We start from the raw sequence: 12,949 nt of genomic DNA, 5'->3' as shown, positions 1-12,949 counted from the left end.
CCAAGAGGGACTTATCAGTGCTTGAAGCCTATCGCAAACACGTCGCCGAACGCGCCGAACAAGGCATTCCGCCAAAGCCATTGGACGCCGAGCAAGTCGCCGGCCTGGTTGAATTGCTGAAAAATCCGCCAAAAGGCGAAGAACAGGAACTGGTTGACCTGCTCACCCACCGCGTTCCGCCGGGCGTTGACGAAGCCGCTTATGTTAAAGCCGGTTTCCTGTCCGCCATTATCAAAGGTGAAGCAGAATCCCCGCTGATCGATCGCAAACACGCTGTAGAACTGCTGGGCCAAATGCTGGGCGGCTACAACATTTCCACCCTGGTCGAGCTGCTGGACGACAAAGATCTGGCCGAGCTGGCTGCCGAGCAGCTGAAAGGCACTCTGCTGATGTTTGACGCCTTCCACGACGTGGAAGAGAAAGCCAAAACCGGCAACGAATTCGCCAAAGCAGTCATCCAATCCTGGGCTGACGCCGAGTGGTTCACCAAGCGTAACAAAGTGCCCGAGAGCATCAAAGTTGCCGTATTTAAGGTAACCGGCGAAACCAACACCGACGACCTGTCTCCGGCACCGGATGCCTGGTCCCGTCCGGACATCCCCCTGCACGCGCTGGCCATGTACAAAATGAAGCGCGACGGCCTGGAGCCAGAAGAAGCTGGCGTTACCGGTCCGCTGAAGCAGATTGAAGAAGTTAAAGCCAAAGGCCTGCCCGTTGCTTTCGTTGGCGACGTAGTAGGTACCGGTTCTTCCCGTAAATCCGCCACCAACTCCGTACTGTGGTACTTCGGTGACGAAATGCCCGGCGTGCCCAACAAGAAAGGCGGCGGTATTTGTATCGGCGGTAAAGTTGCCCCAATCTTCTACAACACCATGGAAGATGCCGGCGCGCTGGTATTCGAAGCCCCTGTTGACGAACTGGGCATGGGCGACGTTATCGAAATCCGCCCCTACGACGGCAAGATCCTGGCTGAAGACGGTAAAGTCCTGTCTGAATTCCAACTGAAGTCCGACGTACTGCTGGACGAAGTTCAGGCTGGCGGTCGTATCAACCTGATCATCGGCCGCGGCCTGACCGGCAAAGCCCGTGAAGCCCTGGGCCTGGCGCCTTCCGAGTTGTTCCGCAAGCCTGAGCAACCTGCCGACACCGGCAAGGGTTACACTCTGGCGCAGAAGATGGTTGGTAAAGCTTGTGGCGTTGAAGGTATCCGTCCGGGCACCTACTGCGAGCCGAAAATGACCACTGTGGGCTCCCAGGACACCACTGGCCCCATGACCCGCGACGAACTGAAAGACCTGGCCTGCCTCGGCTTCTCCGCCGACCTGGTAATGCAGTCTTTCTGTCACACTGCGGCCTACCCCAAGCCCGTTGATATCAGCACCCAGCACACCCTGCCGGACTTCATCATGAACCGTGGCGGTGTTTCCCTGCGCCCGGCAGACGGCATCATCCACAGCTGGCTGAACCGCATGCTGCTGCCGGACACCGTAGGTACCGGTGGTGACTCCCACACCCGCTTCCCCATGGGTATCTCCTTCCCGGCAGGTTCCGGTCTGGTAGCTTTCGCCGCCGCTACTGGTGTTATGCCGCTGGATATGCCTGAGTCCGTACTGGTGCGCTTCAAGGGCAAAATGCAGCCCGGCATCACCCTGCGCGACCTGGTGCACTCCATTCCTCTCTACGCCATCAAGCAGGGCCTGCTGACCGTTGAGAAGAAAGGCAAGAAGAACATCTTCTCCGGCCGCATCCTCGAGATCGAAGGTCTGGAAGACCTGACTGTAGAGCAGGCATTCGAGCTGTCCGACGCCTCCGCCGAGCGCTCCGCTGCTGGCTGTACCATCAAGCTGTCCGAAGACACCATGTCTGAGTACCTGCGCTCCAACGTAACCCTGTTGCGCTGGATGATCGCTGAAGGTTACGGCTCCAAGCGTACCCTGGAGCGCCGCGCGCGCGCCATGGAAGAGTGGCTGGCCAACCCGAAACTGATGGAAGCGGACGCCGACGCCGAATACCTGGAAGTCATCGAGATCGACCTGGCCGAGATCAAAGAACCGATCGTATGTGCTCCTAACGATCCAGACGACGCTCGCCTGCTGTCCGACGTTGCTGGCGACAAGGTAGACGAAGTGTTTATCGGCTCCTGTATGACCAACATCGGCCACTTCCGCGCTGCCGGTAAACTGCTGCAAGAACACAAAGGTGGCATCTCCACACGCATGTGGATCTCCCCGCCCACCAAGATGGACGAGCACCAGTTGATGGAAGAGGGTTACTACAACATCTACGGCTCTGCCGGTGCCCGCACCGAAATGCCCGGATGTTCCCTGTGTATGGGTAACCAGGCACGTGTAGCACCGAACGCCACCGTACTGTCTACCTCTACCCGTAACTTCCCCAACCGTCTGGGCGATGGTGCCAACGTGTACCTGACCTCCGCTGAGCTGGCTTCTGTAGGCGCCATCCTGGGTAAACTGCCGACTCCGGCTGAGTACCAGGAATACGCACAGAACCTGGATTCCATGTCCAGCGAGATCTACCGCTACCTGAACTTCGATCAGATTGAAGACTTCCAAAAGTCTGCCGAAGAAGGCAAGCGCATCGCCGCGACTGAGATCCAGGAAGTGAATGTCTAGGTGACAGCCTGATCCAGACGAAAAGCCCCGCAATTTAGCGGGGCTTTTTTTGTCTATAAAAAATATTTCTATCTCCCTACCCTGCAAAACCAGATTTTCCTGCCGCTAATTCCTACGCAAGCCCCTAAAGTCACAACCACTATTGGCCCATAAATAAACTTTTGAAATACCCCACTGCGAAAGTGTATACATTCTTCCGGCTGAGATTCGGGAGATGAGCCTTAAATTGAAAGGCTAAACAACATAAAAGCCGCCACTAAGCAAACAATATATTGCCCACTTCATTACCACCGGCTAGATTTAAAGATTGGCATTCATACAGAGTTTACAACGAGAAACCTTAGAAAATTAAATTCGATGATTTATTGGAAAACAACCTCTATTACTCGATAGACTTTCTTTAAATGAAAAAATTATTGATGAAATTTAGCCGACCTACATTCAAAAAGTTTCCTATAAGACTCGAATCTCCCCCTAAAATCTTTTTTTGCCACATCCCGAAATGTGCAGGTTCCTCCCTGCACTCCGCCATTAGTTCTCAATATTATGAGCCAAATAAATTAGGCAGTTTCAGTATTAAACGAGCAGTTAGCAAACGAGCATCAGACGTATTAGAAATGCCAATGATGTCTGTACGAGAAACTGTAATGGTTCACAACCTGTCTATAAAGTCTAATTATTATGGGCACGGACACTCATTCTGCCGTCCGAATGTTGTAAAGAATTTTTCCCGCGAATGGAATTTTATAACAGTATTACGAAACCCTATTGACAGATGGATATCTCTCTACACCTACAACACCTACAAAAAGAGCCAATGGGACAAGAACTCCCTCCCGCTGGAAAAATATATAGAATCCCAGGTTGGGGCCATGACAGGGCAAGTTTTCATACGGTATTTTTCCGATTTTGCCGACTCCAATCCTTCAGAGCATATAGAGCGGGCCTTAGAAAATTTACAGCAGTTTTCAGTTGTTGGCACAACTGATCATTTAAATAAGTTAACCCAACAAATATCTAAAGACTTCGATATAAAACTAGACATCCCTAAGATCAACAAGAGTCCTAATACCAAACTTGCTCAGGAGATAAAATCAGACGCAAAAGCAATCAAGAAAATTGAGAAGATTTGCCAATATGATATGGAAATTTACAAAAGATTTACTGATAAGCATGGACCAATATTTTCTGGCAAGGGTTACAAAGAGATGTAAAAACACTGAAAACATACCAAGTCGTGGAAGCCCCCACCAAGACGACAACCCTGCAAAGGGGGAGAGGATTACGAATGGTATAAGTTATGCTGATTCAAATAAAAAGAGCGCAATGTTGCTACCCATATACAAATATAAGAAACTCCCTCCAAACATACTACCTAGGCAGCAGCAAAGAATACAGTCGACTCTTGAAAAAATGATTTCACAAGTTTTCTATTTTTCTTGATGCTCTGCAAATCTGCATTTGCACGACTCAGTAGTGTCTCACCTTTTTTCAGCGGCCTCTTTGAAGTCCCTATATTTCTCATATGATTCCAGACCAACTCATCTGGATTTAGGTCTGGTGCATATGGCGGTAAGAACACCATTTCAAGCTTTCCATCCTGTGAATCGACATACTCCAATACCTTTTTCGATTTGTGTACTGGGTGCCCATCAACAATGAGAATCACTGGTCTTTTCTGACTTCTCTGGAAATTTTTGAAGCATTCTACGCACTTTTCTGCCGTGAACTTTCCACTATAAATATGATACCAGAAGCCACCTCTATTCGATAAAGCTGAGATCGCATTGATTGACTGTCTTTGACCACTCATTTTTACCACTGGAGTTTTTCCTTTTTCTCCCCATGTCCTTTGGAGTGGATCGTCTGATCTGATACTAGCCTCGTCCAGCCAAAATATTTCTGCACCAGTTTTTTTCGCATAAGATTTAATCTTTGGATAGACTTCCTTTACCCATTTATTCACCGCCTTCTCATCTCTCTCGTAAGCTCTTCGTAGAGGCTTTTGTGGCGTCAGGCCCAGTCGATGTAGAAGTGTGCCGACACTAGAAACGCTAAGTTCAATTTTGAATCTCTCAAAAATCAAATCCGATACGATCTGACGTGTCCACAATCCGAAATCAAAGCCATATTGCCTTGGATCGCCACCAATAATCCATCGTTTGACTTCCTCTTCTTCAATAGCTGACAGTTTTCTACCGCGTCCAGGTCTAATTTTTGGAGATAGCGCTTCAATACCTTTCTCCCGAGCAGTCCTTAACCATGGGAAAATAGTTCTGCTCCCCAGCCCTAGGCTACGACTAACCTCCGCCGCAGATTCTCCATCAAATACTCGCTGAACAGCAATTTTACGTATGAGGTGCTGCTCCTCAGTACTAAGTTTTCTGGCATCGTATTTCATGCAGTTTATATTACCAGGGTGTACTGATTATTTCTGCCCCGCTAGTATCTCTTAGATCATCCGCACCCACAACAGCGAAAACTTCTCGATTATTGCTTGAAATATAGCTACCTTTGAATCTACCCGAGAAGACAAGTGGAACGACGCGAATTGTTATCACTCATAACCACCTCAATTTGTATCAACTAATGGCGATAAGCTTCAGTGATGGCGTAATTTACAACTTCCTTTGCCTCTCCATCCCTAAAATCAGGTCAGCTATAATCATTTACAAGCCATAATGTAAAAGTTCGACCATTAGGAATTCCCCTGATAACAATAAGGTTCGCTTAAATACACCTTCAAAATATCGAACTATAAGAATATAGATACCAATGCCCATTAAACACCCTGGTTTTAAACAAAAACCAATAACTCCCGGTAAAGATACTTTTTTAATACGGTGGCAGAATCGCCGGGCGTTTTTCATTCAAAAATTCAAACGGAAGACCCTGAAGTATGCCGGTCGCCTAATCAATGCTATCTTCCACAAGCATCGCCATTTCCCAAACTTCTACTTCCCCAATAGTCGCCCACCCTACCCAAAGACTATACCAAGTAACTCCTATACAAGCACATCAGACAATGCACAGACTTTTATTCTTTACAGAATTATCGGCAACGACCTAATCCCTCGACACAGTGCCGGACAATCCTACAAAAATCTTGAATTCATCTTGCAGCATGAACCTCCACTAGAGGGTTGCAAGAAGGTGTTCATCCTCAACCGAATTGTCGACCCAAGCGAGGAAACTGCCATTATCAAACTGCTTTGCAATTACAAACAAAGTTACTTGAGAATCCCCTTTCACTGGGATGAATACAAAGAAATTGGGTGGAACATCTTGGATTACCCGATTAATTATGCCCCCTATAAACTGAAAGACCTTTGCATGCGACGGGATTTGGAAATACAAGCCGAGCTGGGTCTATACCGTCATAAAAACAACTATGTAATGAATAATAATGGAGCGAGAAATCTCGCTCTGAAAGATGGCAAATCAAAAGCAGATTGGATTTTACCCTGGGATGGCAATTGCTTTGTGAGTTCAAAAGCCTGGAACGCAATAAAACAACAAGTTCTCAACCATGCCACTTACCCATACCATATTATCCCAATGGCAAGATTATTGGATAATCAGTCCATACTGCGTGAAGACTTCGAACCCTCCCCCACAGAGGAGCCACAGGTTCTATTTCGATCTGATAGCACAGAGGTTTTTGATAGCCGATTCTGCTACGGAAGACGCCCTAAGGTAGAATTTTTATGGCGCCTAGGGGTACCGGGGAAATGGGATGATTGGGCCGTTTTTCCCTGGGATCTCCCATGCCCTGACTACTCAAAGGATGCAGGCCACTACATTCAGGGCGCCTGGGTGGCCAGATTGTTTTCTGGTAAACCCCACCTAGAAAGAACGGATCAACAGTCCAGCCGAGAGCGGGGAGAAACCCGTTCCGAAGCCATCCTTACAATGCTAGATCAACTGGACAACTACACCCCAAACAAAAATACTCCAACCACCATGCCATCTGAACCGAATAGTACGGGTAACCTCAGCTTTTCTTATCTCACTCTATTGAGCGAAGCCACACAGAGAGCAGCGAGAGCACAACAGAAGTTACAATCCAATTCAACAGACTGCCTGCTGCAGGATTTAGTGATTGCAGGCCTTGCTCAATCTCACAAGGTAAGACCAGAGTTTTCCCGATTAATCGACGATAGCCTACTCAAGCTATTCCCAGATACCCAAGACAAAGCAAACACCAGACGACTAGAGACTGCAAACCCCAGCCTTCTGGCCCACTTGCTTTCTACTCTAAAAAACCTAAAACAAACACATCGACTCTACTCAACAAGAATTCAACAACTAGACGATCTCCTGAAACGGCACCTCATCTGGTTAACAGGAAGCCCCTGCGGTCAGTCTATGCGCTCAGATTTGGGGTATCTTGGCACACAGTATGATTTACAGGTCGCAGCGGTAGCTCTCTATCTCGACCAGACACAAATTGTCAGGAAAACCCTTAGAGACTCTCGTTTCCGGATACTGGAACAATTTGATGCTTCGGGTAAGCAACAACCAAAAACCAAAGGAAAAAATAGCACTCACTATGAGTGTCTCAATCTGCAGTTATGGATACATCTTGCTGAATTGGCAATGACGCTAGATGAGAACCTATGGAATTTTACTGCAAGAGACGGAGCTGGTGTCCAACAAGGAATACGCTGGTTCCTACAGAAATTTGAGATTCATAGAAATGCTAAAGATATTGATAAGCAAAGGCTGCTCCCAATTATCAATGCTTACCAAAAACAATATGGGGAACTACTGAATTTACGAATCAAACTTGGCCCCAAGCATACCCCCCAATACAAATCTATTTTTCCTATTGAAACAGCAATTCACCCATTTTGGAATTTAGGCTACGAAGAACATAGCAATTCATTCACAACCACCAAGAAGTTAACTCCAGAGATCCCTGAGTAAAATACAATTAATTTATAGTATTCTTATCAGCTTCAACAAATAGGATACAAACAACAAAAGCAAATATTGCCAAACAAGCATTGAGAGTAAATGCATGATCAATGCCTGATGGCATATCTTTGGCCATCGCCACTATAGTGGTATTTAAACCCAACCCTACAGCTCCGCCCGCTATCTGAAACATAAATATGATTGCACCTGCCAGGCTCGCCCTACTCTCATCAACAACCGTAATAGCCACAGTTGTAATAGTGGAATTGAACAAGCCGATACCTCCACCCAATATGACCAGGCCGGGAATCAGAGAAGTATACTGAGTATCTTTATGAATGTGAGATAAAATATACATTCCTAGTGCCATTAGTAATGTCGCTGCAGAAACTATTTTCTTCGCTCCGATCACATCATATAATTTCCCTGCGAGAAATCCGAAAACGCTGAAGGATAACATCATAGGGATCAACCCCATTCCCGCCTGCATAGCCGATGTATTGCGAATATTGGTTAAGAACTGTGGAATAAAGAACAACCCGGCAAAGAAGAGTGCAGAAATCAGCAAAGTAGCAATTCCGGCGAAAATAAATCGCCTGTTCCCAGCCACATCCGGCGGAATCAGGGCCTGCTGCCCCACCCTGTTCTCTACAAAAGCAAACAGGCAAATAAACAGAAAAAAGGCGATAATAAGGCCGAGAACCAGTGGGCTTTTAAAACCCACATCAACAACAAGATCAAAAGCGAGCAATAGAGCAAGTAGCGCCATCGACAAAGAGGTGATTCCGGCGTAGTCAATGTGTTCATCACAAGACTCTGGAGAATCATCGGGAATGACTCTCCAGCAAACGTAAAGAGCGATCACCGATACAGGTAGGTTGATAAAAAAATCCACCTCCAACTGATATAATCAGCCAGAGCGCCCCCCAACAGTGGGCCGGCTGAATTGGCAATGCCGCAAACAGTGATCACCAATCCCCCTGCTAACCCCGCTCTCTTCTCTGTCATCAAACCATAGGTCATGCCTAAAATTGATGGCCACATCATCGCCCCCCAACCCCCATCAAAGCTCGGGATATCAACAACATACCCATATTGATCGCTATTCCACCCAACAACGAAAAAACCATGAATAGTAAGGTTCCGACAATAAACACTCTTCTCCTGCCATACATATCGGCAAGACGACCACCTGAGACTATCAATACGCCAAAGACCAGGGCATACCCATTAATAACCCACTGTGTGGTTGTTATATCTGAGTGAAATTCATGCTCGATGGTAGGTAGTGCAGGAGAAAATGCGGTGAAATCATTAGCGACAATAAAGATTGCAAGGGACAAAGCCATCAGGCCGGCATAAAGATGCTTATCTGCTGATACTTTTCGCTCGTTCATCCCTGCCATCCATGATTAATAAAAATAACAAATTAGCTCCGATGACCTTTTAGATAGGACTAGGTATTATGAATAGTGAGCAGTTAATTATCTTTGCGATAAAAGAGAAACAACAACATCAACAAGCCATTTACAATAAAATCATACGCCATTACTCCTTAGCTGCCAGGATCCAGAGCCAACCCACATCTTCACAACCAACAAATTATGTAGAATATAATCAACAAGTTAATGGATATAATACAAAAATAGATGCCTTCTGACAGCCGATGAAACCCACTATTTAGATGTACATGCGTGTCATCTTAGCACCTATGAGGGTGACATACTCGCCACATTCTTTCATAATTCATCGTGTACACTATAAACAGTATAATTTCTACCACATCAAGAGGATAAAGTGGGATAGAAGACTTTTAGCCCATAAATACATGTCCACCAATTATTACAAGCCACCTAAGGCAAACCTGGAAAATAACCCCCTTCTAAGCGAAGGGATATATCTTTCCTGATTGCCCTTACAGCAACATCGATGACATGTATCATGTTGCCAACCTTTATTGCAATATTTTCCCTGCCAGGAGCATCATTTTTTCATATCATTATTGGTACGGTGCCCATGCTGGTATTTTATCTGGCAACTACTGCAATCGCCCTAATCGTAACCCTTACCTATGGAAGATTGGTAGAACACGTCCTCCAAAAAATGCAAAGATATAACCGAGCCTCTATGATTTTTGGTGGTATCCTTCCCGGCATATTGATTTATTCAATTGGAGCAGTAACAACCACACCAAATCTTGCTAGCCTCGGAATTATTATCGCTTTATACGCCACTCCCATTTCCTTTTTATGCTATTTTTTTACAACCAAATCCATCAAACTTGAAAATAACGAATAAAACACCCGCCCCACCTTTCCCCCTTGTAATACTTAGTTAAAACCTTAAATCCGCCTATGCCTGGGAATTTTTTCTCAGATTATTGATAGTTAATTCCCAAGGAAAATACTTGGTACCTGACCGAGAATCGGAGGGTCATCCTATAACGTCATCCAATATCATTTTAACGATAGAATTTTGGATGCCAGTGGTAACTTTGGGTGAAAATAATTCAAGTAATTACCCAGAGATTTGAGAGTCGTCTTTGCCTAACCAGCTATTCAGCAAAGTCCCAAATCGACAAACAGGCAGTAATGCGCTTGATAGAACTTAATATGTTGATTTGTAAGGAAACAGATATGAAAACTTACGCCTCCATTGCTGCGGCAGTCGCTTTAGTTATCAGTGGGCACGCTGCCGCCAACACCACCATTGTCAATCAAAATGGTATCGGGAATACTGCTACATCTAACCAGGCTGACCCGACCACCTCCGGCAATTTTGCCATATTCACACAAACAGGCGACAACAACTCATCAACCACATCCCAGGTAGTCAACTCTACCAATAGCGTTATCAATAGCACCCAAATTGGCGACAACAACACCGTTTCATCGATTGATCAAAGCGATGCCACTACGTCAGTAGTTAATGTATTGCAAAATGGTCAGACTAATTTATTCAACGCACTTCAAAATACTACTACATCAAGTACCTCAACAACTACGCAAACTGGCACCTCCAACCAATATGCAACGGTACAAACGAATTCATCCCTAGATACCACCGTAATTACCCAAAATGGTGATTCCAATAGCGGCTCTATTGTTCAAGCATTAGGTTCGGGGAATGGAATTTTTGTCACCCAGCTTGGAACGACCAATTCCACAGGCGGTACTCAGTCAAGTGAAACATCCAGTACCACTACTGTATTTCAGGATGGTACATCAAACATGGCCTCATTTGGCCAAGGGCTAGGAACGGGAAATATCCAGACTACAATCCAACTGGGAACGAGTAACACTTCATTAGTCGTACAGTTTACATCCATCGGCGATTATGCTGAACTAATACAGGATGGTGATTCAAACGATGCCGACATCGAGCAGGATTTAGGTTCTGGTAATAGCCTCTACGCCGAGCAGCTTGGCACCTCCAATATGGTGATGACGTATCAAACTGGAGCAGGTAACGAAGGGGAGATCGAACAGGATGGTTTAAGTAACTCTGCGGACCTCTCCCAAGATGGAAGCCTACTGCTGGCCTTTATGGAGCAGATTGGCGATACCAATACCGCTACGATTACTCAAACCTCCACCATGAATACTGCCAGTACAATGCAAATGGGTACAACTAACACCCATGACACTACCCAGGCAACATCTGGAAACTCTGCAACTGCTACTCAAGTGGGAACCAGTAACGTAGGTACCATCCTACAGTAATCCAAAGGCCGGCATCCGGGAAATTTCAACCGGAGCCGGCCAACCGAGAATCTCATGGATCTTGATTTTCAAGTGAAAATCTACCCGTCTGTTATGCTCCAAACTTTTCACTTCCAAATTTCCAATGAGCAAGAAAAGTAGTTGATTCGGTTAGCCTCTGCCTATCTTGCTCATACAAAAACTTAAGAACAAACCTGTAGCCATCCCTCTAAGCATTTATTCTCAGCATATTGATATTTAATTCCCAAGGAAAATACCGCTCACCTGACCGAAAATCGTTAGGTCATCCTACATCATCACCCAATATCATTTTAACGATAGTGTCTTGGGTGTCAGCGGTAACTTTGGATGGGAATAATTCAAGTAATTACCCAGGGATTTGAGAGCCGTCTTTGCCTAACCAGATGTTCCGCAGAGTCCCAAATCGACAAACAGGCGGTAATCCGCTTGATAAAGATTAATATGTTGATTTGTAAGGAAGTAGATATGAAAGCTTACACCTATATTGCTTCGGCACTTGCTCTAGCAATCAGCGCGCATGCTATCGCCAATACCACGATTGTCAATCAAAATGGCATCGGGAATACAGCAACAGCCAACCAAGCTGACCCCACCACGTCGGGTAACTTTGCGATATTCACTCAAACCGGCGACAACAACTCATCAACCACATCACAGATAACCAACTCTACAAATAGTGTTATCAACAGTACCCAAATAGGCGACAACAATACCGTTTCGACGATTGAGCAAGATAATGCGACCACATCGACAATTACTGTACTCCAAAGTGGTCAAACTAATTTATTCGATGCTACTCAAACCAATACCACATCGGTAACTTCGACAACCACACAAATTGGCACGTCCAATCAATTCACCACAACACAACTCAATTCCTCCCTCGATACTGCCGCTATTACCCAAAATGGTGACTCCAATATCGGCTCAATTGTTCAATCAAGCAGTTCAGGGAATGGGATTGTTGTTACCCAACTTGGAACATCCAATGAAGTCGACGGTACTCAGGCAAACGAATCCTCTAGCACGGCAACTGTATTTCAGGATGGAACATCAAATATGGCTACCTTTTTTCAGGTCGCCGTTGGCTCGGGGAATGTTCAGAGTACAATCCAGTTAGGGACAGGTAATACCTCACTCATAACACAATTTACATCTACCGGTGGTACTGCCGAGCTAATACAGGATGGTGATTCAAACGATGCTGATCTTGGACAGCAGGACGGCCTCGGTAATAACCTTTTTGCCGAACAACTGGGTACAACCAATATGGTTTTTGCCATTCAATTTGGTGACAGTAACGATGCTGAGATCGAACAGGATGGCCTAAGTAATTCCTCTACGCTGTTTCAGCTCGGAGATTTACTGGTTGCCGATGTGGAACAGATTGGAGATTCCAATACGGTTACGATTAACCAATCAATGATGATGAATACCGCCAACATTACGCAAATGGGTACAACAAACACCCATGATACCACCCAGGCAACATCTGGAAACTCTGCAACCGCTACGCAAGTGGGCACCAGTAACACAGGCACAATCTTACAATAATCCCCAGGCCGGCCTCCAGAATCACGATTGAGGCCGGCCATTTTGTGTGATCGGTTGAGGCTTGTATTCCTAGAGAATCACTCCCTTCACCCAGTTTCA

The 12,949-nt window shown here is 45.8% G+C and carries 9 protein-coding genes and 1 pseudogene; 7 read left to right on the top strand and 3 right to left on the bottom strand.

Annotated features, from left to right (window positions below):
• Nucleotides 1-17 precede the first annotated feature (17 nt).
• Entirely contained in the window at nt 18-2,633 is a 2,616-nt protein-coding gene (gene acnB / locus P0078_RS22875) for a bifunctional aconitate hydratase 2/2-methylisocitrate dehydratase (protein WP_282932172.1), read from the top strand.
• A gap of 404 nt (nt 2,634-3,037) precedes the next feature.
• Nucleotides 3,038-3,847 (top strand): sulfotransferase family 2 domain-containing protein, encoded by an 810-nt coding sequence (locus P0078_RS22870; RefSeq protein WP_282932171.1) that lies wholly within the window; start codon nt 3,038-3,040, stop codon nt 3,845-3,847.
• A gap of 161 nt (nt 3,848-4,008) precedes the next feature.
• On the opposite strand, the gene P0078_RS22865 is transcribed toward P0078_RS22870, so the two are convergent.
• Complete coding sequence (locus tag P0078_RS22865) at nt 4,009-5,034, bottom strand: IS630 family transposase (RefSeq protein ID WP_282932170.1); 1,026 nt, start codon at nt 5,032-5,034, stop codon at nt 4,009-4,011.
• Between the two features lie 374 nt (nt 5,035-5,408).
• Between P0078_RS22865 and P0078_RS22860 the strand changes: the two genes are divergently transcribed.
• On the top strand, nt 5,409-7,562 hold the full coding sequence (locus P0078_RS22860) for an alginate lyase family protein (protein WP_282932169.1): 2,154 nt from the start codon (nt 5,409-5,411) through the stop codon (nt 7,560-7,562).
• A gap of 7 nt (nt 7,563-7,569) precedes the next feature.
• Here P0078_RS22860 and P0078_RS22855 read toward each other — a convergent pair whose 3' ends face one another.
• Nucleotides 7,570-8,448, bottom strand: coding sequence for an MFS transporter (locus P0078_RS22855; protein WP_282932168.1), 879 nt, complete (start codon nt 8,446-8,448; stop codon nt 7,570-7,572).
• Nucleotides 8,415-8,902: pseudogene (locus P0078_RS24700) on the bottom strand (MFS transporter). The gene P0078_RS22855 and the pseudogene P0078_RS24700 overlap by 34 nt, the downstream one beginning before the upstream one ends.
• A 116-nt stretch (nt 8,903-9,018) precedes the next feature.
• On the opposite strand from P0078_RS24700, the gene P0078_RS22845 reads away from it, so the two are divergent.
• The 4 genes from P0078_RS22845 (at nt 9,019) to P0078_RS22830 (ending at nt 12,850) form a co-directional block, all read left to right on the top strand.
• Complete coding sequence (locus P0078_RS22845) at nt 9,019-9,213, top strand: hypothetical protein (RefSeq protein ID WP_282932166.1); 195 nt, start codon at nt 9,019-9,021, stop codon at nt 9,211-9,213.
• 281 nt (nt 9,214-9,494) lie between these two features.
• Nucleotides 9,495-9,851 carry a hypothetical protein gene (locus P0078_RS22840; RefSeq protein WP_282932165.1) on the top strand — a complete coding sequence of 119 codons (357 nt, stop codon included), beginning with the start codon at nt 9,495-9,497 and terminating at the stop codon, nt 9,849-9,851.
• 200 nt (nt 9,852-10,051) lie between these two features.
• Entirely contained in the window at nt 10,052-11,275 is a 1,224-nt protein-coding gene (locus P0078_RS22835) for a hypothetical protein (RefSeq protein WP_282932164.1), read from the top strand.
• Nucleotides 11,276-11,623: 348 nt separating this feature from the next.
• Nucleotides 11,624-12,850, top strand: a complete 1,227-nt coding sequence (locus tag P0078_RS22830; protein WP_282932163.1) for a hypothetical protein — start codon at nt 11,624-11,626, stop codon at nt 12,848-12,850.
• The last annotated feature ends 99 nt before the right edge of the window (nt 12,851-12,949 follow it).

Source organism: Microbulbifer sp. VAAF005, from assembly GCF_030012985.1.
GTDB lineage: Bacteria > Pseudomonadota > Gammaproteobacteria > Pseudomonadales > Cellvibrionaceae > Microbulbifer.
This window is presented reverse-complemented; position numbering and strand designations above follow the sequence as displayed.